This is a genomic window from Qipengyuania xiamenensis (genome assembly GCF_019711495.1).
GTDB lineage: Bacteria > Pseudomonadota > Alphaproteobacteria > Sphingomonadales > Sphingomonadaceae > Qipengyuania > Qipengyuania xiamenensis.
On sequence record NZ_JAIGNM010000001.1, the window covers coordinates 713,574 to 733,582 of the forward strand.

Here is a 20,009-nt window from a genome sequence, read left to right on the forward strand (position 1 = left end):
CTCACCTCTCCACGCAGGAATTTCCGGGGGTTCGCGTGAATCGTTTGAGCAAGACAGTGCTGGATGCGGGACGTCCCGCGCGTGCTCTGTCGAAAGTCCGCAAACGTACCGATTTCGTCACTCTCGGCATCGCCCTTGCCGCGACCATGCTGTTCGTCGCGACCGCGAGTTCGGTCCTTCCCCTCGCCATCCAGGCACTCAGGGGCTTCGGTGCAGGACCCGACGTCGCGCTCACCAATGCGCTTCTCCTGAATATTGCGCTGATCCTGCTCGGCTGGCAGCGCTACAAGGCGCTCAATACCGAACTGGAATGCACTCGCCTTTCCGAGGAAGAGGCACGCAGGCTCGCCGAAATCGACGATCTTACCGGTTGCCTCAATCGCCGCAGCTTTGCCGAAACGCTCGGCGCGCTGCTGGAAAGCAGCCCCAGGGACGAGCGGGCGCTGGCCGCGATTGCGATCGACCTCGACAATTTCAAGCAGGTCAACGACCTCAACGGTCATGCTGCCGGCGACCTTGTCCTGCGCACGGCTGCAAAGCGTGTCGCCTCGCTCCTGCCGGAAGGCGGATCGCTGGCACGTCTCGGCGGCGACGAGTTCGTCTGCGTGGTGCCCTACCACCCGCAGTCACCCGAGAGGGTGGATCACCTTGCGACGCGGATGGTCGAGCAATTCGCTGCGCCCGTGGTGCACGATGGCGTTGCCATGGAAATCACGATTTCGATCGGCATAGCAAGCTCGCTCCACCTGGAAGAGGGCGAGAAGGGTGAATCTTACGAGGACGCTGCACAGCGCCTGATGCACAAGGCGGACATCGCCATGTATCACGCCAAGAAGCAGGGGAAGAACCGGTTCTACTGGTTCGAACACAACATGGAAGACGAGCTTCGCTTCCGTAACGAGATCGAAGCCGGCATCCGCCGCGGCATCCTCAACAACGAGTTCGTCCCCTATTACGAACAGCAGGTCGATCTCGAAACCGGCGAACTGGTCGGCTTTGAAATGCTGGCACGCTGGGATTCGCCCGAAATGGGCCTGATCGGGCCTGACATCTTCATCCCGATCGCCGAAGACATCGGCGTTATCGCCGAGCTCAGCGAAAACCTGATCGGTCGCGCCTTCGAAGACGCACGCGAATGGGACCCCAAGCTGACCCTGTCGGTGAACATCTCGCCGGTGCAGATGCGCGATCCGTGGTTCGCGCAGAAGCTGCTCAAGCTGCTGGTCAAACACCGCTTCCCGGCCAATCGCCTCGATATCGAGATCACCGAAACCTGCCTGCACGAGAATATCGGCATGGTCCGCTCGATGATCACCTCGCTGCGCAACCAGGGCGTGCGCGTGAGCCTCGACGATTTCGGCACCGGCTATTCCAGCCTTTCGCAGCTGCGCAGCCTGCCGTTCGACCAACTCAAGATCGACCGCAGCTTCATCAGCGAACTTCGCAACGCCGACCACAGCGACAAGCTGGTCGACGCCATCGTCTCGATGGGTGACGGGCTTTCCATGCCGGTCATTGCCGAAGGTATCGAGGACGAAGCCGTGCTCAGGGCGCTGAGCCGCTGGGGCAATATGAAGGGCCAAGGCTATCACTATGGCCGCCCCGAACCCGCGGACAAGGTCATCAAGCGCCTCGCAGCCGCGGGCCGTCTCGCTGGCAGCAATGACGCGGCCGTTGTCGACATCAGCGACGCGGCAGGTGGCCAGGATCGTGCGCCCGGCAAGACCACCGGTAGCGGCAAGGCTGCCGGCTGACACTTTACGCTACGCGCGCCAGCACCTAGATGCGCGTCATAATGCGCATCCCCTTCATCAAGATGCACGGCCTCGGCAACGACTTCGTCGTCCTCGATGCGCGTGAACAGGCCCTGCCCGCGATCTCGTCGCGAGTGGCTGCCGCGCTGGCCGACCGGAATACGGGCATTGGATGCGACCAGCTGATCCTGCTCGAACCGAGCGAGAACGCCGACCTCAAGATGCGTATCTTCAACGCGGACGGTGGCGAGGTCGAGGCATGTGGGAATGCCACGCGCGCAGTGGCCCTGCTTCACGGCAGCGAAGGCACTATCGAAACCGCAGGCGGCATGCTGGCGGTATCGCCGGGCGAAGGCGGTGCCAGCGTCGACATGGGCGAGCCGCGTTTCGACTGGGATGCAATCCCGCTGGCCTATCCGATGGATACGCTATCGATGCCGGTCAGCTGGGAAATGCTCGAGAACCCCGGCGCAGTGAATGTCGGCAACCCGCACGTCATCGCTTTCGCGGACAATACCGATGCAGTGCCGCTCGACCGGCTTGGGCCGGAAATCGAGAAAGACCCGCTGTTTCCCGAGCGGGTGAACGTGAATGTGGCAACGGTGGAAAGCCGCAACCGCATTCGCCTGCGCGTCTGGGAACGCGGCGCCGGCCTGACCCGCGCGTGCGGCACCGGCGCTTGTGCCACCGCAGTTCACGCCATCCGCCGCAAGTTGGTCGATAGCCCCGTCACAGTCGCCCTGCCTGGCGGCGAACTGGAGATCGCTTGGCAACCGGGTGGCAAGATCCGCATGACCGGGCCTGCGACCGAAGCCTTTCGCGGAACGTTCGAATGGGACGATTACGCGTGAATGCGCCAGAGATCGTCTCTCTCGGCTGCCGGCTGAATATCTCCGAGAGCGAACGCATGCGCGCAATGCTGGCGGGCGAGGACAACCTCGTCGTGGTCAACAGCTGCGCGGTCACCAGTGAGGCAGTGCGCCAGACGCGGCAGGCGATCCGCAAGGCGCGCAAGGCAAATCCCGATGCGCGCCTGCTCGTCACCGGCTGTGCCGCCGATATCGAGCGTGACCAGCTGGCCGCCATGCCGGAAGTGGACGGCTTGATTGCCAATGAGGCCAAGCTCGACCCGCGTGCCTGGAACGTACCTGCCAGCGCGCCGCCGGTGCCTGCCCTTCACACCCGCGCCTTCGTTGCCGTGCAGAACGGCTGCGATCACGCCTGCACCTTCTGCGTCATCCCGCAAGGCCGCGGGAAAAGCCGCTCGCTAAGCTTTGCAGAGGTCCTGCGCGAGGTCGAAACGCATCTCGAAGCCGGGGCGGGTGAAGTCGTGTTGACGGGCGTGGATGTCACCTCATGGGGCCACGACCTTCCCGGCAGCCCGAAGCTCGGCGCCCTCGTTGGCGCCGTGCTAGATGCTTTCCCCGAGCTTTCCCGCATCCGCATGTCGTCGATCGACGGGATCGAGGTGGACGAGCAACTATTCGAAATGTTCGCGAGCGAGCCGCGCGTGATGCCGCATATCCACCTCTCGCTGCAGCACGGTCACGACCTCATCCTCAAGCGCATGAAGCGCCGCCACCTTCGCAGCGACGCGGTCGAGCTGGTGACCCGCCTCAAGGCCCGTCGACCCGATCTCGCGGTCGGCGCCGACCTCATCGCCGGTTTCCCGACCGAGAACGAAGAACACCACGCGGCCAATCTCTCGATCATCCGCGAGCTCGCCATCGTCCACGGCCACATCTTCCCCTATTCGCCGCGCCCGGGCACGCCCGCCGCACGAATGCCGCAGGTCGATCGCCAATCGGTAAAACGCCGAGCCGCCGAACTGCGCGCCGAAGTCGCAACGCTGCGCGCAGATTGGCTGGCTACGCTGGTCGATAAGCCGCTACCGGTCCTCGCCGAAGCCGACGGAACCGGCTATTCGCCCGAATTCGCCCGCGTGAAGCTGCCGCAAGGCACCAAGCGCGGCTCCATCGTCACCGTGACGCCCAAGACACTCGAGGACAATCTCCTGTCATGAGCAAACCCAGCTGGACCGAGCGCCTGTTCGGCGGCTTCAAGAAAACCTCAGATCGCCTGACCGAGAACCTCACCGAGGCGGTCACCAAGGCGAAGCTGGACGATGCGACGCTCGACGATGTCGAGGACGCGCTGATCATGTCCGATCTCGGGCCCAGTGCTGCCGCGCGCATTCGCGAGAAGCTGAGGGAAAAACGCTTCGGCCTCGAGATCAGCGCCGACGAGCTGAAGCAGGCTGTGGCCGACGAGATCGCCGCGATCCTTCGCCCGGTCGCCAAACCGCTCGAAATCACCGCCTTCCCGCGCCCGCAGGTACTGCTGGTGATCGGCGTCAACGGCAGCGGCAAGACCACCACCATCGCCAAACTGGCGCATCTCTTCGTGGAAGACGATTACAACGTCATGCTGGCGGCGGGTGACACCTTCCGCGCTGCCGCGATCGGCCAGCTCCAGACCTGGGCCGACCGCGTGGGCGTTCCCATCGTGCGCGGGCCGGAGGGCGGCGATCCGGCCTCCATCGTGTTCGACGCGGTCAAGAAAGGCACCGAGATCGGTACCGACGTGCTGATCGTCGACACCGCCGGCCGCCTCCAGAACAAGCGCGAGCTGATGGACGAGCTGGCCAAGATCCGCAAAGTTTTGGGCCGTCTCAATCCCGAGGCACCGCATGATGTTGTGCTCGTGCTCGATGCGACCAACGGGCAGAATGCCCTCAGCCAGATCGACGTATTCAAGGAAGTCGCTGGCGTCACCGGTCTAGTCATGACCAAGCTGGACGGGACGGCGCGCGGCGGCGTACTGGTTCAGGCAGCCGAAAAATACGGCCTGCCGATCCACGCCATCGGCGTGGGCGAAAAGATCGACGACTTGCGCCCCTTCGACCCGGACCTGGTCGCGCGCGTGATTGCAGGAGTGGCGTAATGGCCGAGAGCGGCGAAAAGAAACCCACCGGCTGGCTGCACACGCTGGTCGATTATGGCCCGCTGCTGGTCTTCCTCGGCGTCTACAAGTTCTCCCAGCCCGAAGGCGGTAGCGAGATTGCAGCTGTCATCTCCGGCACCGGCGCTTTCATGGTCGCTGCTGTCATCGCGCTCGCTTTCAGCAAGTGGAAATTCGGCAAGGTCAGCCCGATGCTGATCCTCTCCACCACGCTGATCATCGGTTTCGGCGCGCTGACGATCTGGCTGCAGGACGAAAGCTTCATCCAGTTCAAGCCGACGGCAATCTACCTGCTGTTTGGCGCGGTGCTGATCATCGGCTGGCTCCGCGACCGCGCATGGCTGCAGGTCCTGCTGGAAGCCGCCTTCGAGGGCGTGACCCACGAGGGCTGGCTCAAGCTTTCGCGAAACTGGGGCTTCTTCTTCGTCTTCCTCGCCGGCCTCAACGAGGTGATGGTCCGCACGATGAGTTTCGAAAGCTGGCTCTGGGCGAAACTGTGGGTGTTCCTGCCGCTGACGTTCCTCTTTACCTTCACGCAGATCCCGATGCTGCTGAAGCATGGCCTCTCACTCGAAGACACGGACGAAGTGCTGAAGGACGAGCCCCCGACGGGTTGAACTTGCAGGGCGGCCCGCTAGTGAGCCGCCGATGACCGATCAATTCGAACTGCATTGGGCCACGCAGGCCGATCATGCCACGCTCGCCGACGTGATGTACGACGCCGTGCGCCAAGGCCCGAGCCGCTACAGCGAGGCGCAGCGCGCCGCCTGGGTCCCCGAACGCCGCAGCGGCGATGCATGGGACGAGCGCCTTGCCCGTCAGGACGTGATTCAGGCTCGAGACCCGGACGGCGAAACGCTCGGCTTCATGAGCCTTGATGCGGAGGGCTATATCGACTTCGCCTATATCCGGCCCGCTGCGCAAGGGAGCGGCCTGTTCCGCCGCATGTTCGACGCGATCGAGCGGAAGGCACGCGAAAAGGGCGAGCAGCGCCTATGGGTCCACGCCAGCCTGATGGCGCAACCTGCCTTCGCACGGATGGGCTTCACCGTGGTGGAACAGCAGATCGTCCATATAGGCGAGCAAAGCTTCGAGCGCGCCGAGATGGAGAAAGTGCTGGCCTGAGGGCCCGTTAGATTTCGACCTGGCTGCCCAGTTCGACCACGCGGTTGGTGGGCAGGCGGAAGAAGTCCATCGCCGTCGCGGCATTGCGGAGCATCCACGCGAATATTTTCTCGCGCCAGATGGGCATGCCGGGCTTGTCGCTCGGCAGCAGCGTCTGACGGCTGAGGAAGAAGCTGGTGTGCATCATGTCGAACTCGCCGCCGCAGCGTTCCATTTCCTTCAGCCCCTGCGGCACGTTGGTTTCCTGCATGAAGCCATAGTGCAGCACGGCGCGGTAGAAACCGTCGCCGAGGTCGTGGATTTCGCAGCGCTCGTCGGCATCGACATAGGGCGCATCGGCAATCAGCACGGTCAGGATCACCACGCGTTCGTGGAGGACCTTGTTGTGCTTGATGTTGTGCAGCAGCGCGCTTGGGACGCCGGCGGTCTGGCTGGCCATGAAGATGGCGGTGCCCGGCACGCGCGTGGCGGAGTTCTTGGCGCTCTTGGCGAAGATTTCGATCGGTAGCGCAGTTTCGTGCATGCGTTCGCGCATCAGCTTGCGGCCGCGCGCCCATGTCGTGAGCAGGGTGAAGGCGATCAGGCCCACGACAAGCGGGAACCAGCCACCATCAGGCACCTTGAACAGGTTCGCCGCGAAATAGGCTCCGTCGATGATCAGGAAGAAGATCACGACTGGCGCTGCGTACCACCACTTCCACTTCCACACGCCGACGAACAACACGCCCATCAGCAGCGTGTCGATGGTGACCGCGCCCGTCACCGCGATGCCGTAGGCACCGGCGAGGTTCGACGAACTCTGGAAGGTCAGCACGAGGATGATCACGGCGACCATCAGCGCCCAGTTCACCACCGGAATGTAGATCTGGCCCGCCTCGGTTTCGCTGGTGTGGCGGATCGAGAGGCGCGGCATGAAACCGAGCTGCATGGCCTGGTGCGTGATGCTGAAGGCGCCGGAGATCACCGCCTGGCTGGCAATGAAGGTCGCGACGGTCGCAAGGATCACGAGCGGCAGGCGGTATTCCTCGCTCGCCAACAGGAAGAAGGGGCTCTTCACAACCTCTGCCGCCTGCTCGGGCGGAAGGCTGGCGATCATTGCGCCCTGTCCGAAATAGTTCAGCAGGAGGCACGGCATGACGAAGCCGAACCACGAGAGGCGCATCGGTCCGCGGCCGAAATGGCCCATGTCCGAATAGAGCGCTTCGGAGCCCGTCACCGCCAGCACCACGGCGCCCATCGCGAGGAAGGCGATGAACCCGTCGGTGACGAAGAACATGACCGCGTAATAGGGATTCAGCGCGTGAAGGATTTCGGGATGCTGGATGATCTGATTGAGGCCCAGCGCCGCAAGCGTCGTGAACCAGACGATCATCACGGGGGCGAAGAGTGCCCCCACCTTTGCCGTCCCCCGGCTTTGCAGGACGAACAGAATGACCAGCAGCACCAGCGCGATCGGGATGACCATCGGATCGAGCGTATGGTTGACCACCGTGAGCCCTTCCACGGCCGATAGGACCGAGATCGCGGGCGTGATCATGCTGTCGCCATAGAACAGCGAGGTGGCGAAAACACCGAGCAACACTACGAGCCAGCCCCAGCGGGACTTGCCCATGTGGCGGCTGAGCAGTGCGACGAGGGCAAGGCTACCGCCCTGCCCCTTGTTGTCGGCGCGCATCAGGATGGTGACGTACTGGAGCGCCACCACGATAATCATCGACCAGAAGATCAGGCTGACGACACCGAGGACGTGCATCCGGTCGATCGCGATGTTCGCTGCACCGGCGAAGGTCTCGCGGAATGCGTAGAGCGGACTGGTACCGATATCGCCGAAGACGATACCGATCGCGCCCACGGCAAGCGCGGCCTTGGACCCGCCATGGCCGTGGCCGTGGCCCGTGGCGTTTTCCCCGCCGGTGGACGGCTGGGAGTTTGGCGTGGTCGCCTCTGTCATATGTGGGTGTTATCCTGCCGCATTGCGTCAAAAACCTTGCGCTTCTGGGTGCGATCCCCGTGCAAGGTCGCGGCGCTTAGCACCAAGGTGACACCGCCGCAATATCTGCAAGGCTCACGGCTGGGGGGCTTCGTCGGCTGCTGGAGCGCTCATTCCGAGCAGTTGCTGCAGTCGCATGAACCTCAATGCGAGCGTATCGCGCCACGGAGCATCCTCGGGTGCGGCTTCCAGCGCCTCGGCCCAAAGCTCCACTGTTCTTCCGACCTGTTCCGCCCTCAGCCAAGAGAGGCCGAGGAAGTAGCGCGCACCGCCGTTCGTCTCGTCGAGCGCCTGCGCCCGTTCGAATGCATTGAGTGCGGGCGGGGTCAAATTGCCCTCGGCATGTTCGACAAGCGCAATACCAAGCGCCAGCCATGCCTCTGTATCTGCCGGATTTTCCTGCGTCGCGCTGCGATAGAAACCCGCTGCCTGCATGTAATCGCCTCGACGGGCGAACCCATCGCCGGTCAGGATCCAGCGCGACGGGAGCTGGCTCGAATCGAAAAAGTCGCGCCTCGAGCTGACGAGCAGTTCGCCATCGAGGCCCTGCTGCGCACGCGTCGTGCCGGGAGCGGCCTGCATCGCGGGCGACCCTTGCAATCCGTAGCCTGACAGGCCGAATAACAAGGCAGCACCGAGCAGGCTCCAGCCCGTCCGGTTGACCTTGAGCAGGAATACAGCCGCAAGGAAGCTGAGCGCTGCAAGTCCGATGACGGCAATCCAGCTCATCCGCGCCTCCGGAAGCGACGCCAGAATAGCATGCCGGCAACAAGCACGAGAATCACCGGCACTGCGAACAGCGGCCAGGTTCTCGTGCTGAGCACGGGTTCATAGCTCACGTAATCGCCATAGCGTTCGACCAGCCAACTGCGAACTTCCTCGGGGCTTTCACCCGAGGCGATGCGAATGCGAACCTGGTGGCGCATGTCGCCCGCCATCGCGGCATCGCTATCGGCGATCGACTGCGACTGGCACTTCAGGCAGCGCAGGGTTTCCATCAATTCCTGCGCCTCGGCCTCGAGCACCGGATCTTCCAGCTGGCGATAGGCATAGGGTGCGGGCGGCACCGACTGCTGCGCAGCCACCGGCAGAGCGATCATCATCGCGATGAGGGCGAAGAGCCCCTTCAACTCTCGGCCTTCCGCAATTCTTCGAGCAGGATCGGGACATGCTCTTCGCGGATATCGCCGATGTGCTGGTAGCGGATGACGCCCTTGCCATCGATCACGAAGGTCTCGGGCACGCCCGAGGAGCCGATGCCCAGCTGCACTTCGGAAAGATCGTCACGCCCGATCCGCGTATAGGGATTCCCGTGCTGGGTCAGGAACCGCATCACGTCGACCGGCTCATCCCTGATGGCGACACCGACGATCTCCACGCCCTGTTCCTTCAGGGCTTCGAGCTGCGGAGCCTCGGCAATGCAGGGCAGGCACCAGCTGGCCCAGATATTGAGCAGCTTGGGTTTGCCATCGTAGAAGTCACGGCTGTCGACGCCGGGCCGGTCGAGACTGGCAGGCGGCAGGGTGAAATAAGGCAATTCGCGCCCGACCATGCGGCTTTCGACGACGTCGTCCTTGGGCTGCGTCAGCTGGTAGGCCGCAAGGCCGAGGAAGCCGGAAAACAGCAGCAATGGGACCCACAGGCGCCAGCTCATGAAATCTTCTCCATTTCGAGACGACGCGCCGCGCCCTTGCGCGCAGCCGTGCGGCGCTTGAGGTCGGTGCGCACCCGCCCGATCAGGGCAAGGATGCCGCCTAGAGCCACCAGCAGGCCGCCATACCAGATCAGCGTGACGAGCGGCTTCCACCACAGCCGGACCTGCCAGCGGCCGTCATTGGAGGAGCTGCCGACCACCGCATAGAGCTGGCCATTCCAGCGCGTGACGAGCACGCTTTCGGTGGTTTGCTGCGCCGGGGCCCAGAAATTGCGCGATTGCGGTTCGATCTCGATCGGCTTGCCGCCGTCGTAGCTGACCTCCATCCGCGCAGCCATGGCCGTCCAGTTCGGACCGGCAACCGGCTCCACCGCCTGAAGCTCGACTGCCCAGGGGCCGACGGAAGTCCGCTCACCCTCTGCAAGAGCCGCCAGACGTTCGGTGGAGAAGGCGCTTTCACTGGCCATTCCGAGCAAGGCGACCGCCAGGCCGAAGTGGGCAATTACCATGCCCCAGACGGCGATGGGTACACGGCGAAGGCTGCGCCCCCTGAGCGGCAGGAAACTCGCCACGCCAAGCGCAATGGCGAAGGACAGGCCCAGCAGCGGCAACAGCGCGACTTGCGAGACCACGCCGAAGATCACCAGCGCTACGAGCAGAAGCGCGACCGTGAGCGCCATTTCCTTGGAAACGCGGCTCCAGCTGTCACGCCGCCAGCGCAGCAGCGGACCGACCGCCATCACCGCCAGCATCGGGAACACGAACACCGCGCTGACTGGATTGAAATAAGGCGGGCCCACCGAAACGCGCACATCGAACGCCTCGGTCAGCAAGGGATAGAGCGTTCCGAGCAGGACCACGGCGAGGATCGCGCTCAGCATCACATTGTTGACGACCAGCGCACCCTCGCGGCTAGCGATCGAGAAACGCTCGCCCTCGCTGATCGTCCCTGCCCTCAGCGCGAACAGCAGGAGCGCTCCGCCGATATAGAGGGCAAGAAGGAATAGGATGAAGCTGCCTCGCTCCGGATCGACCGCGAAGGCGTGCACGCTTGTCAGGATGCCCGAGCGCACGAGGAAAGTGCCCAGCATCGACATGGAAAAGGCCACCACACCCAGCATGATGGTCCAGACGCGCAAGGCATCCCGGCTCGCAAGGACGCTGGCCGAGTGCAGCAGCGCAGTCGCGGCGAGCCACGGCATGAGCGAGGCGTTCTCCACCGGGTCCCAGAACCAGTAACCGCCCCAACCCAGCTCGTAATAGGCCCAATAGCTGCCCGCAGTGATGCCTAGCGTCAGGAAAACCCATGCGCCGAGAATCCACGGGCGCATGGCGCGGGCGAAATCGGGCGTCACATTGCGGGTGACCAGCGCGCCGACGGCAAAGCTGAAGGCAACCGATAGCCCGACGTATCCGAAGTAGAGAGTGGGCGGATGCAACGCGAGGCCGATGTCCTGCAACAGCGGGTTGAGACCCAGCCCTTCGAGAGCAGGCTCGGGCAGGCGCTCGAACGGGTTCGAGCTGAGCAGGAGGAATGCGTAGAAACCGAGAGCGACGAAGCCCTGTGCGGCCAAGGTCGCCTGCATGGTCTTTTCGGGCAGGCGGCGTTCGATACCTGCGATCAACGCACCTGCCAGTGCCATGACCGTAACCCACAGCAGCATCGAGCCTTCGTGATTGCCCCATGCACCAGAAAGCTTGAAAATCAACGGCTTGGCCGTGTGCGAATTCATCGCCACCAGTTTCACCGACAGGTCGGTGATGGCGAACACCCACAGCAGCATCGCGAAGGCAATTGCAACCAGCCCACCCTGGAGAACGGCTGCCGGCCGTGTCAGCGCAGCGATGTCGCTATTCTCGCCCGCCCTCAGGGCAGCAAGACCGCCGGCAAGCTGCAGCACCGCCAGTGCTGCCGCCAACCAGAGTGCGGCAAGACCGATTTCAGCGATCATTCGAGCCCTACGGTCGTCTCTTCCGCCATTTCGGCGGCCTGGTGTTCGCTCATGTCCTGAAGTTCGCGCGGGACATAGTTCTCGTCATGTTTGGCGAGCAGGTTGTCGGCTTCGAACGTGCCGTCCGCTGCCAGCCGCCCCTCGGCCACCACTCCCGAACCCTCGACGAAGAGGTCGGGCAGGATGCCTGCATATCGCACTGGTATCGCCGAAGCCTCGCGACCGGTGACGGTAAAGGTCACCGTGATCCCGTCCGGCAGTGTCTCGAGCGATCCGGGAGCGACCATGCCGCCCAGGCGGACGGCCTGCCCCACGGCAGGCGGATCGGCCTGCATCTGCTCCGGCAGGTAAAAGTAGCTTGCCTGGTTACGCAGTGCGTAGACCGCCAGCAGGGCCGCGCCGACAAGCGCGACGATTGCGAGCAGGACCAGGACAAGGCGCTGGTGCTTCGCCTTCATTTGCGTTTCGCCTTCTCACGGCGCGCTTCGGCGCGTTTCATTGCGATCCAGCTCCATGCGATCATAGCCAGCGTACCGCCAACGCCGATTGCGTAGGCGGCATAGACGAAAGTCCATTGGTCGAGTGCCTCGCGCATCAGTCCGCCTCCATCGCACGGCGGCGCAGGCGCGCCTCGGCCTGAATGTCGGCGAGAAGTGCGCGCATGCGGGCCAGGACGACGCCGCCGAAAATCAGCGAGAAGCCGAGCACTGCGACGAGCAGCGGCATGAGGAAGACGCCGTCGATCGCGCTCTTGCCCATGGTGATGCTGGGCGGCTGGTGAAGCGAGTTCCACCACACGACGCTGCGATTGATGATGGGGATATTGACCGCACCCAACAGTCCGAAAATCGCCGGGATGCGGGCGGAAATTCCCTCGCGCTGGGCGGCCTGCGCCAGGGCGATATAAGCGATGTATAGGAAGGCGAGGACCAGCATGGAGGTCAAGCGGCCATCCCAGACCCACCACGTCCCCCAGGTCGGGCGGCCCCACACCGAACCGGTGACGAGGCAGATGATGGTGAAGACGAGGCCCGGCACAGCTGCACCGCGCGCCGCAATGGCTGCGAGGGGGTGCCGCCAGACGAGGAAGACGAGGCTGGAAACGGCGATCGCGGTCCATCCTCCCATTCCGAGCCATGCGGTCGGCACGTGGATGAAGATGATGCGCACCGTCTCGCCCATCAGCCGGTCGGGCGGAACCTGGGTGAAACCCCAGAACAGGGCCGCTGCAGTAAGCAGCAGGCCGCCGGTCAACAGGACCGGAGTCAACCAGCCAGCAAGGGCCAGGAAGCGTTTGGGATTGGCGAAACCGTGCATGTCGAAAGCCGTGTGGTCAGCCTATTGCAGTAGCGGCCTCAACGGGCAAGCATGATCAGCGTCCGATCAGTTCCTGCGCCATCTTGTCTGCCACCTGGTCGGGCGAATTGCCGGTCTCGTCGCTCTTCTGCCAGATCTGCTCGAGGCGACCGGGAATAAGGGCGATGCGCTTGCGGACTTCGTTGATGTCGCACGGCGCCTTTTCGTTGCGGCACAGATACTCGAGCGTCACCGAGATGATGCCACCAGCGTTGATGACGTAGTCCGGGGCATAGAGGATGCCGCGCTTGGCCAGCATGGGGCCATGCTCGGGCCGCTTCAGCTGGTTGTTCGCACCGCCGGCCACGATCTTGCAGTCGAGACGGGCAATGCCTTCGTCATCGAGGATCGCGCCAAGGGCATTGGGCGAGAAAACGTCGCAAGCTACCGACATGACGGCGTCCGACGCCACCGTTTCAGCGCCGATTTCACTGGCCAGCGCTTCGCAGCGGTCTTCGTGGATGTCGGACAGCGTCAGCTTTGCGCCTTCCTTGGCGAGCAGTCGGGCGACACCGCCGCCAACGCTGCCGGTACCCTGGATGGCGACATGCACGCCTTCCATGCTGTCCTTGCCGAGCTTGTGCTTTACCGCAGCCTTGATGCCGTGGAAGATGCCGAGTGCAGTGAACGGGCCGGGATCGCCGCCCGCCGCGTCTTCACCGTCGACCGGAAGACCCGAGACATACTGGGTACGCTCTGCAACCGCAGCCATGTCCGCTTCGGAGATACCGACGTCTTCGGCGGTGACATACTGTCCGCCCAGCGCCTCGACCGCGTCGGCGAATGCCGCGAGCATCTCAGGCGTCTTGGTCTTGTCGGCGTCGGCCAGGATCACGGCCTTGCCGCCGCCCATGGGCAGGCCGGCCATCGCGTTCTTGTAGCTCATGCCGCGCGACAGACGCAACGCATCGCGCATGGCATCGCCGGGTTCGGCATAGTGCCAGAAGCGGGTTCCGCCCGCGCCGGGGCCGAGATGGGTCGAATGGAGTGCAATAATCGCAGTCAGGCCGCTCTTCGCGTCGCGCACGAGCTGTACCAGCTCGTGATCGTCATAGTCCGCTTCGGTCCAGAATGCAGTCATCAGCCTCTCGCCCCTTTGGATAAGGTATCTGTCTACCCGGTGCGAAGGGAGAAAATGGGGCGATCGACGGGGTTCGAACCCGCGACCTCCGGTACCACAAACCGGCGCTCTAACCAACTGAGCTACGATCGCCACATGCCCCCGGAACGCTGCCGGGAAGGCGGCACATATACGCGAGTGACGGGCCGTCAACCCGCCTTGCGCAACGGCGCGTGCCTGTTGCACAACGAGGCCGATATGGGAAGCGAAAAAGCGTTTCAACCCCCACTCGCGCAACTATCTTTCTCGGCTTGATAGCGCGAAGCGAGCGTCTATCGTGCGATCCCATGAATGCCCCGGGCGAATCCTCTGCCGAATTGCTGCTGTCGAGACCCGGCGTGCAGCGCGTCCCGAGCGACAAGCTGGAGCTGTTCCAGATGCGCGATTTTCTCGGGCCGGAGCTGCGCGAGAAGATCATCGCGCTGATCGAAAAGGATCGCCGTCCGTCCACCCTCGCCGATGCAGGCGACGATCATTATTTCCGCACCAGCGAGACCTGCGACCTCGATGCCGGGGAACCTGCGGTTCGCGAGCTGGAGGCAATGCTCACCGCGCTCAACGGTATCGACCCGGTCTATGGCGAGCCGCTTCAGGGCCAGCGCTATGACGTCGGGCAGGAATTCAAGCCGCATTGCGACTATTTCAATCGCGGCGGACAGGATTGGGAGAAATACTGTTCGGTCGCCGGCCAGCGCACCTGGACCTTCATGATTTACCTCAACGAGGTCGAGGCAGGTGGCGCGACGCGGTTCAAGGCCGTGAAGAAGACCTTCCAGCCCGAACCCGGCAAGCTGGTGTGCTGGAACAACATGCGTCCCGACGGGCGCGAGAACCCCAACACGATCCATCACGGCATGAAGGTTCGAAAGGGCGTCAAATACGTGATCACCAAATGGTATCGCGAAAGGGAGTGGGGATGGTGATCGAAGCCGGAAAGTCTCTTGAAGGTGGCTGTCACTGCGGGACCGTCCGTTTCCGCCTGACCGTGCCGGAAAACGCGGTCGTCAGGCGCTGCAACTGCTCGATCTGCGCGATGAAAGGCGTGGTCATGCTCGACGTCCCGATGACTTCGCTGGATATTACGCAAGGCGAGGAAGCGCTCTCGCTCTATACATTCGGGAGCGGGCAGGCGAAGCATCGCTTCTGCTCGAAATGCGGCATCCACACCTTCCACCAGCTGCGGTCCGAACCCGACCATTACGGTGTGAACATGGCCTGCGTGGACGGCATCTCGATCTACGAGCTACCCGAAGTGCCGGTGTTCAACGGCCAGCGCCACCCCGGTGATGGCAACGCCTATGAATATGCCGGCATATTGCGGTTCGAACCGAACGGGAATTGATCCCGATCAAATTCATCGCCCACCCGAGGTGGTAGACTGCCCTCATTCTCAAGCGAAAAAGGGCTTAGACATGGACCAGTTCAAAAAAATACGGACGCAGTTGGAAAACCGGCTCGCCGACCTTTTGGAAAGGGCGGAAGTCATCGAGGACGACCTGCGCCACCCGCTCGACGCCGATTCGAGCGAGCAGGCGGTCGACCTGGCCGATGACGAGGCGCTGGAAGGCGTGGACGAGGTGCTGCGCAAGGAGATCTCCCAGATCCGGATGGCCTTGCAGAGGATCGAAAACGGCACCTACGGGACCTGCGTGACTTGCGGCAAGGACATCGCCAAGGCGCGCCTCGAAGCGCGCCCGATCGCCACGCGCTGCATCGATTGCGCGGCCTGAAGCGCAACGAAAAAGGGCGGCCCCGCGAGGCCGCCCTTCGAAACTTCGTCGCTACTCGCGAACAGCTTACTTCTTGAGCGTGAGCCCGCCGAAGCGCTTGTTGAAGGCTGCGACGCGGCCGCCTTCCTGAAGCTGCTGCTTGCCGCCGGTCCATGCCGGGTGGCTGGTGGGGTCGATGTCGAGCGTCAGCGTGTCGCCTTCGCTGCCCCAGGTCGAGCGCGTCTGGAATTCGGTACCATCGGTCATCTTGACCGTGATCATGTGGTAATCGGGGTGACCTTCGGCCTTCATGATAAACGTCCTTTTAGCTTCGGAGCGGTTCCGACCGGTCCAGCTGTGTTGGGAAAGGCTGCGCCATTAGCGGCGCAAACCGGGATTCGCAAGATTATTCGGGCGCGTCGGCGATCATGGCCGTGAAGCTGACTTCGCAGGTCACCTTGCCGTCGACGCTGGCCTCGCCTGCAAACTTGCAGACGCGCGCGCGCTTCTGGACGAAGCTGGCCTTGAGGTCGAGCAGCACGCCCGGCGTCACCGGAGCGCGGAATTTCGCGTTCTCGATCGCCATGAAATAAACGAGCTTGCCCGATCCGGCGAGACCGAGGCTTTCCACCGCGAGTACGCCAGCTGCCTGTGCCAGCGCCTCGATCTGGAGGACGCCCGGCATGATCGGTGCACCGGGGAAATGCCCTTGGAAGAAATCTTCGTTGAAGCTGACCGCCTTTACCGCGTGGATACGCTCGTCGGGGACGAGTTCGGCCACGCGGTCGACGAGCAGCAGGGGATAGCGGTGCGGAAGGCGCTTGAGCACCTCGACGACGTCGAAACCGGTATCGCTCATATCCCCTGCTCCCTTGTCTGGCTTAGCGGCCGCTCGGCTGCGCCGGCTGCTGCTGCTGTGCCTGCTGCTGCGCCTGCTGCTGGCGGGCGGCTGCGATCAGGCGGATCTGCTGGACCTGCTGGAAAGCGGCCACGGCCTGCTGCGAAGGCTGCCAGCCCTGCGGCGGCGTTACCTGGACCGCGACAGGAGCGGCGTCCATCGCGTCGAGGACCTTCTGGTTGATGTTGGCTGCCTGGTTCGACCAGACCAGCGAATCGGGCGAAAGGACCGCCACGATGTTGTTCTGGGTAATCACCGACTGCAGCGCAGTGCCGTACTGGTTGAGGACCTGCTCGATCGCGTAGACGCGGGCTGCGTCGAGGCGGTTCGAAAGCTGGCCGAGTTCCTGGTCGAGCGTCTGCACCTGCTGTGCTTGGGTCGTGCCCTGGTACGCCTGCATCTCGGTCTGGTTAAGCTGGCCGTCACCATCGGTGTCGAACGGCTGCACCAGCGACTGGCGCTGCTGGCTCTTCTGCTGGAGCGAAGTGATATCCGCCGCATAGGTGGTATTGATCTGCTGGTACGCGGTGTTCAGCGCGTTGCTGAAAGCGATCGTAGCCGGAGCATTGGCAACGGCGATGTTACCCGAAACCTGCGCAGCGGCGGGGGTAGCGGCAAGGGCCGCACCGGCGAGGCTCGCAGCGGCAAGGGTCTTGGTGAGAAGTTTCATTAGAATTGCGTTCCTACGTTGAAGGAAAGGGTCTTGGTGTCGTCACCCGGCTGCGTTTTAATGGCATGCGATAGATCGATCCTGAACGGACCGAAGGGCGAGTTCCAGTTCACACCGATACCCACGGTGATACGGGGGCTCGGGCTGTCGCCGAGCAGGACTTCCTTATAGAAGCCGTTGGGGTCGAGCACGATGTCGTTCGGATTGCCGTCGGCATCAACAGCATCGAAGGTGTTGCCCGTGGTCGGGAAATCGTCGCTCGGATCGTCGGGCGTACCGTTGTCGTCGATGACCGGGTTGCCATCCGCGTCATAGAGCGGGCCGAAGAAGATCGCGCGTCCGAACTGCGTCTGCTGGAAGCTGTTCGGGAAGTCGGCGAGGATCGGGCGGTCGATCGCGAAGAGCGAACCCACGTCGGCCCAGATCGAGGGGCGCAGGCCCATTTCACGTGCGCCCGAACCGAGCGGGATTTCGAGCTCTGCACGGCCGAGGTAGTAGGCACGGCCGCCCAGCGCATCGTCGAACTGGTTGCTGTCGATCTCGCGGAATTCCTCGATCGTCTGCAGCGTACGCGGCGTGGTCGGATCGCTGTCGAGATCCTGGTAACGCAGGCGCACGACGCGCGGGCCGAGGCCGCGAATGTCGAAGCCGCGGAACTGCGATTCGCCAAGGAAGAAGCGGTCGGTCAGGCGAACGTCGTCGAAGCCCGGGTTGGGATTGTCCTTGAGGGCATGGATCCAGCCACCTTCAGCATTCAGCGAGAAGATGAAGCCGCTGCCGAGCGGGAACCACTTGCCCATCTGCGCGCGCATACGGGCATATTTCACGTCGCCACCGAGGCCTGCGAATTCGGTCGTAACCGAGATACGCTCGCCGCGCGTGGGACGCAGGCGGCTGTCGAGCGAATCGTAGTTCAGCGTCAGTCCGACGATCGACGAGGTACGCTGGCCGACCGCTTCGCAAACGAAGCGCGAGCCGACACATTCCTCGATGCCATCTCCATCGGTGTCGCTGAAGAAGTTCGAACCGACAGTGATGTCTTCGTAGTTGAAGGTGTAGCTGCCGATCAGCGCCATGTATTCGGTGAGCGGAACGCCGGCACGCGTCTGGAAGCCGGTCGTCGCCTGCTTGTAGCGGTTGCTGGCGAAGGTGAAGCGCTCGTTGTCGAATTCGCGGTGGTAGATGTCCGCGCCCATCGAGATGTTGCGGTCGAAGACGTAGGGCTCCGAGAAGCTGACATTGGCCGACTTCGAATAGCGCGAATAGTTCAGGCTAAGACCGATGGTCTGGCCGCGACCGCGGAAGTTGCGCTGGCGGATCGAGCCGGCGAGGATGAACTGCTCGATCGACGAGAAACCGGCCGAGAGCTGGAGTTCGCCCGTCGGCTGCTCCTCGATATTCGCCTCGAGCACGATGCGGTCGGGCGCGCTGCCTTCGACCTGCGAGATCTCGAAGTTTTCCTGGAAGAAACCGAGCGACTTGATACGCGCTTCCGAGCGCTTGATCGCGAGGCTGTTGAAGGCATCGCCTTCTGCGACACGGAATTCGCGGCGCACGACCTTGTCCTGCGTCAGCGTATTGCCGTTCACGTCGATACGCTCGACATAGACGCGCGGCGCTTCGCGCAGGGCGAAAGTAACGTCCATGGTCAGGTCGTCGGGATTGCGGCGGAAGTCCGGACGGACATCGGCAAAGGCATAGCCGAAGGTTCCGGCAAGGTCGGTGAGCTGTTCGACCGTATCTTCGACACGCTGCGCATCGTACCAGTCGCCGGTCTGCATCGGCAGGCGCTGGGTCATGGAATCGCTGTCGAAGTCGCGCAGTTCGCTTTCGACCTTCACTTCGCCGAACTTATAGCGCTCGCCCTCTTCCACCACATAGGTGATGATGAAGTCTTCCTTGTCGGGCGTGAGCTCGGCCACGGCGGACACGACACGGAAATCGGCATAGCCCTGCGTCAGGTAGAAGGTACGCAGCTGCTGCTGGTCGAAGGCCAGGCGGTCGGGGTCGTAGCTGGTGTTCGAGCTGAGGAAGGTCAGCAGGCGCGCTTCCTTCGTGACCATCTCACCCTTCAGATCGCCGTCGGAGAACTGCTCGTTACCGATGATGTTGATCTGGCGAACCTTGGACTTGGGGCCTTCGTTGATCTCGAAGACGATATCCACGCGGTTCTGGCTGAGCTGCACCAGCTGCGGTTCGACCGTGGCGGCAAAGCGGCCCTGGCGCTTGTAGAGTTCGATGATGCGCGACACGTCGGCGCGAACCTTCGAACGGGTATAGATCTGGCGCGGTGCGAGGCGGATTTCCGGCAGGATCTTGTCCGCCTTGATACGCTCGTTGCCTTCCAGGAGGATGCGGTTGATGACCGGGTTCTCGACCACTGAAATGACGACATTGCCGCCTTCGTTCACAACGCTGACGTTGGAGAACAGCTCGGTCGCGTAGAGATCCTTGAGGACCTGGTCACCCGCGGCCTGGGTGTAGGGATCGCCGGGACGGAGGCGAATATAGGACAGGATGGTCTGCGGCTCGAGGCGCTGGGCGCCTGCCACTGCGATGGTCCGGACGACATCCTGCTGCTGGAGCGAGCTGGGCTGTTCGGCCTGCGCCGTGCCCTGTCCTTCGGCGGTCGCATCGGCGCCTGTTTCCTGCGCCATCGCCGTAACCGGCAGTGCGCCCAGAACGGTGCCCGCCAACAGGCCGGCCATCACGCGCTTGCTGCGCAGTTTCGCTTCGCTTGCGGAAGTCGCAATTCCAGTCATCGACAAGGGAGTTCCCGTCCTCAAATAATCCATCGGCCTGCGCCCTGCGGAAGCCAGT

General features: G+C 63.3%; 22 protein-coding genes and 1 tRNA gene. 9 read left to right on the forward strand and 14 right to left on the reverse strand.

The window, feature by feature from the left end:
• Positions 1-35: 35 nt before the first annotated feature.
• The 6 genes from K3165_RS03535 to K3165_RS03560 are packed head-to-tail and all read left to right on the forward strand — an operon-like array spanning position 36 to position 5,840.
• Positions 36-1,754, forward strand: coding sequence for a putative bifunctional diguanylate cyclase/phosphodiesterase (locus K3165_RS03535; RefSeq protein WP_345720369.1), 1,719 nt, complete (start codon positions 36-38; stop codon positions 1,752-1,754).
• A 41-nt stretch (positions 1,755-1,795) separates the two neighbouring features.
• Positions 1,796-2,605, forward strand: a complete 810-nt coding sequence (gene dapF / locus K3165_RS03540) for a diaminopimelate epimerase (protein WP_221547447.1) — start codon at positions 1,796-1,798, stop codon at positions 2,603-2,605.
• Positions 2,587-3,777: a MiaB/RimO family radical SAM methylthiotransferase gene (locus K3165_RS03545; RefSeq protein ID WP_247713871.1), complete on the forward strand. Its 1,191-nt coding sequence runs from the start codon at positions 2,587-2,589 to the stop codon at positions 3,775-3,777. The genes dapF and K3165_RS03545 overlap by 19 nt, the downstream gene beginning before the upstream one ends.
• Positions 3,774-4,697: a signal recognition particle-docking protein FtsY gene (gene ftsY / locus K3165_RS03550; protein ID WP_221547448.1), complete on the forward strand. Its 924-nt coding sequence runs from the start codon at positions 3,774-3,776 to the stop codon at positions 4,695-4,697. The genes K3165_RS03545 and ftsY overlap by 4 nt, the downstream gene beginning before the upstream one ends.
• Positions 4,697-5,332: an inner membrane-spanning protein YciB gene (locus K3165_RS03555; RefSeq protein ID WP_221547449.1), complete on the forward strand. Its 636-nt coding sequence runs from the start codon at positions 4,697-4,699 to the stop codon at positions 5,330-5,332. Before ftsY ends, K3165_RS03555 begins: the two co-directional genes overlap by 1 nt.
• 31 nt (positions 5,333-5,363) lie before the next feature.
• Positions 5,364-5,840: a GNAT family N-acetyltransferase gene (locus K3165_RS03560; protein ID WP_221547450.1), complete on the forward strand. Its 477-nt coding sequence runs from the start codon at positions 5,364-5,366 to the stop codon at positions 5,838-5,840.
• 7 nt (positions 5,841-5,847) lie between these two features.
• On the opposite strand, the gene K3165_RS03565 is transcribed toward K3165_RS03560, so the two are convergent.
• The 10 genes from K3165_RS03565 to K3165_RS03610 all read right to left on the reverse strand — a co-directional run bounded on the left by K3165_RS03565 (position 5,848) and on the right by K3165_RS03610 (position 14,005).
• Entirely contained in the window at positions 5,848-7,791 is a 1,944-nt protein-coding gene (locus K3165_RS03565; RefSeq protein ID WP_221547451.1) for a potassium transporter Kup, read from the reverse strand.
• 114 nt (positions 7,792-7,905) lie between these two features.
• Complete coding sequence (locus tag K3165_RS03570) at positions 7,906-8,559, reverse strand: tetratricopeptide repeat protein (protein ID WP_221547452.1); 654 nt, start codon at positions 8,557-8,559, stop codon at positions 7,906-7,908.
• Positions 8,556-8,960, reverse strand: coding sequence for a cytochrome c-type biogenesis protein (locus tag K3165_RS03575; protein ID WP_247713872.1), 405 nt, complete (start codon positions 8,958-8,960; stop codon positions 8,556-8,558). The genes K3165_RS03570 and K3165_RS03575 overlap by 4 nt, the downstream gene beginning before the upstream one ends.
• Positions 8,957-9,484 carry a DsbE family thiol:disulfide interchange protein gene (locus tag K3165_RS03580; RefSeq protein ID WP_221547453.1) on the reverse strand — a complete coding sequence of 176 codons (528 nt, stop codon included), beginning with the start codon at positions 9,482-9,484 and terminating at the stop codon, positions 8,957-8,959. Before K3165_RS03580 ends, K3165_RS03575 begins: the two co-directional genes overlap by 4 nt.
• The gene (locus K3165_RS03585) at positions 9,481-11,436 is read right to left on the reverse strand and encodes a heme lyase CcmF/NrfE family subunit (protein WP_221547454.1); all 1,956 of its coding nucleotides are present in this window, start codon (positions 11,434-11,436) and stop codon (positions 9,481-9,483) included. The genes K3165_RS03580 and K3165_RS03585 overlap by 4 nt, the downstream gene beginning before the upstream one ends.
• On the reverse strand, positions 11,433-11,894 hold the full coding sequence (gene ccmE, locus K3165_RS03590; RefSeq protein ID WP_221547455.1) for a cytochrome c maturation protein CcmE: 462 nt from the start codon (positions 11,892-11,894) through the stop codon (positions 11,433-11,435). Before ccmE ends, K3165_RS03585 begins: the two co-directional genes overlap by 4 nt.
• The gene (locus K3165_RS03595; RefSeq protein ID WP_221547456.1) at positions 11,891-12,031 is read right to left on the reverse strand and encodes a hypothetical protein; all 141 of its coding nucleotides are present in this window, start codon (positions 12,029-12,031) and stop codon (positions 11,891-11,893) included. Before K3165_RS03595 ends, ccmE begins: the two co-directional genes overlap by 4 nt.
• The gene (ccmC, locus tag K3165_RS03600) at positions 12,031-12,753 is read right to left on the reverse strand and encodes a heme ABC transporter permease CcmC (RefSeq protein ID WP_221547457.1); all 723 of its coding nucleotides are present in this window, start codon (positions 12,751-12,753) and stop codon (positions 12,031-12,033) included. The genes K3165_RS03595 and ccmC overlap by 1 nt, the downstream gene beginning before the upstream one ends.
• Positions 12,754-12,808: 55 nt before the next feature.
• Complete coding sequence (locus K3165_RS03605; RefSeq protein WP_221547458.1) at positions 12,809-13,873, reverse strand: Leu/Phe/Val dehydrogenase; 1,065 nt, start codon at positions 13,871-13,873, stop codon at positions 12,809-12,811.
• A gap of 55 nt (positions 13,874-13,928) precedes the next feature.
• Positions 13,929-14,005 (reverse strand) — tRNA-His (locus K3165_RS03610).
• Positions 14,006-14,199: 194 nt separating this feature from the next.
• On the opposite strand from K3165_RS03610, the gene K3165_RS03615 reads away from it, so the two are divergent.
• From K3165_RS03615 to K3165_RS03625, 3 genes are all read left to right on the forward strand, one after another.
• On the forward strand, positions 14,200-14,835 hold the full coding sequence (locus K3165_RS03615) for a prolyl hydroxylase family protein (protein ID WP_221547459.1): 636 nt from the start codon (positions 14,200-14,202) through the stop codon (positions 14,833-14,835).
• Positions 14,829-15,254, forward strand: coding sequence for a GFA family protein (locus K3165_RS03620; RefSeq protein ID WP_247713873.1), 426 nt, complete (start codon positions 14,829-14,831; stop codon positions 15,252-15,254). The genes K3165_RS03615 and K3165_RS03620 overlap by 7 nt, the downstream gene beginning before the upstream one ends.
• Before the next feature lie 70 nt (positions 15,255-15,324).
• On the forward strand, positions 15,325-15,642 hold the full coding sequence (locus tag K3165_RS03625; protein ID WP_221431513.1) for a TraR/DksA family transcriptional regulator: 318 nt from the start codon (positions 15,325-15,327) through the stop codon (positions 15,640-15,642).
• Between the two features lie 66 nt (positions 15,643-15,708).
• Here K3165_RS03625 and rpmE read toward each other — a convergent pair whose 3' ends face one another.
• From rpmE to bamA, 4 genes are all read right to left on the reverse strand, one after another.
• The gene (gene rpmE / locus K3165_RS03630) at positions 15,709-15,933 is read right to left on the reverse strand and encodes a 50S ribosomal protein L31 (RefSeq protein WP_006834406.1); all 225 of its coding nucleotides are present in this window, start codon (positions 15,931-15,933) and stop codon (positions 15,709-15,711) included.
• A 94-nt stretch (positions 15,934-16,027) separates the two neighbouring features.
• Complete coding sequence (gene fabZ / locus K3165_RS03635) at positions 16,028-16,480, reverse strand: 3-hydroxyacyl-ACP dehydratase FabZ (RefSeq protein ID WP_221431514.1); 453 nt, start codon at positions 16,478-16,480, stop codon at positions 16,028-16,030.
• A gap of 22 nt (positions 16,481-16,502) precedes the next feature.
• Entirely contained in the window at positions 16,503-17,189 is a 687-nt protein-coding gene (locus K3165_RS03640; RefSeq protein ID WP_221547461.1) for an OmpH family outer membrane protein, read from the reverse strand.
• Entirely contained in the window at positions 17,189-19,951 is a 2,763-nt protein-coding gene (gene bamA / locus K3165_RS03645; protein ID WP_425594392.1) for an outer membrane protein assembly factor BamA, read from the reverse strand. Before bamA ends, K3165_RS03640 begins: the two co-directional genes overlap by 1 nt.
• Between the last annotated feature and the right edge of the window lie 58 nt (positions 19,952-20,009).

What these genes read in the sequence shown, in the direction of transcription:
- K3165_RS03640 (WP_221547461.1), bottom strand. Translation starts at nt 17,189, where the DNA reads ATGAAACTTCTCACCAAGACCCTTGCCGCTGCGAGCCTCGCCGGTGCG.
- ccmC (WP_221547457.1), bottom strand. Translation starts at nt 12,753, where the DNA reads ATGCACGGTTTCGCCAATCCCAAACGCTTCCTGGCCCTTGCTGGCTGG.
- K3165_RS03585 (WP_221547454.1), bottom strand. Translation starts at nt 11,436, where the DNA reads ATGATCGCTGAAATCGGTCTTGCCGCACTCTGGTTGGCGGCAGCACTG.
- K3165_RS03565 (WP_221547451.1), bottom strand. Translation starts at nt 7,791, where the DNA reads ATGACAGAGGCGACCACGCCAAACTCCCAGCCGTCCACCGGCGGGGAA.
- rpmE (WP_006834406.1), bottom strand. Translation starts at nt 15,933, where the DNA reads ATGAAGGCCGAAGGTCACCCCGATTACCACATGATCACGGTCAAGATG.
- K3165_RS03560 (WP_221547450.1), top strand. Translation starts at nt 5,364, where the DNA reads ATGACCGATCAATTCGAACTGCATTGGGCCACGCAGGCCGATCATGCC.
- ftsY (WP_221547448.1), top strand. Translation starts at nt 3,774, where the DNA reads ATGAGCAAACCCAGCTGGACCGAGCGCCTGTTCGGCGGCTTCAAGAAA.
- K3165_RS03595 (WP_221547456.1), bottom strand. Translation starts at nt 12,031, where the DNA reads ATGCGCGAGGCACTCGACCAATGGACTTTCGTCTATGCCGCCTACGCA.
- ccmE (WP_221547455.1), bottom strand. Translation starts at nt 11,894, where the DNA reads ATGAAGGCGAAGCACCAGCGCCTTGTCCTGGTCCTGCTCGCAATCGTC.
- K3165_RS03555 (WP_221547449.1), top strand. Translation starts at nt 4,697, where the DNA reads ATGGCCGAGAGCGGCGAAAAGAAACCCACCGGCTGGCTGCACACGCTG.
- K3165_RS03605 (WP_221547458.1), bottom strand. Translation starts at nt 13,873, where the DNA reads ATGACTGCATTCTGGACCGAAGCGGACTATGACGATCACGAGCTGGTA.
- K3165_RS03620 (WP_247713873.1), top strand. Translation starts at nt 14,829, where the DNA reads ATGGTGATCGAAGCCGGAAAGTCTCTTGAAGGTGGCTGTCACTGCGGG.
- K3165_RS03580 (WP_221547453.1), bottom strand. Translation starts at nt 9,484, where the DNA reads ATGAGCTGGCGCCTGTGGGTCCCATTGCTGCTGTTTTCCGGCTTCCTC.
- fabZ (WP_221431514.1), bottom strand. Translation starts at nt 16,480, where the DNA reads ATGAGCGATACCGGTTTCGACGTCGTCGAGGTGCTCAAGCGCCTTCCG.
- bamA (WP_425594392.1), bottom strand. Translation starts at nt 19,951, where the DNA reads ATGACTGGAATTGCGACTTCCGCAAGCGAAGCGAAACTGCGCAGCAAG.
- K3165_RS03570 (WP_221547452.1), bottom strand. Translation starts at nt 8,559, where the DNA reads ATGAGCTGGATTGCCGTCATCGGACTTGCAGCGCTCAGCTTCCTTGCG.
- K3165_RS03625 (WP_221431513.1), top strand. Translation starts at nt 15,325, where the DNA reads ATGGACCAGTTCAAAAAAATACGGACGCAGTTGGAAAACCGGCTCGCC.
- dapF (WP_221547447.1), top strand. Translation starts at nt 1,796, where the DNA reads ATGCGCATCCCCTTCATCAAGATGCACGGCCTCGGCAACGACTTCGTC.
- K3165_RS03615 (WP_221547459.1), top strand. Translation starts at nt 14,200, where the DNA reads ATGAATGCCCCGGGCGAATCCTCTGCCGAATTGCTGCTGTCGAGACCC.
- K3165_RS03545 (WP_247713871.1), top strand. Translation starts at nt 2,587, where the DNA reads ATGGGACGATTACGCGTGAATGCGCCAGAGATCGTCTCTCTCGGCTGC.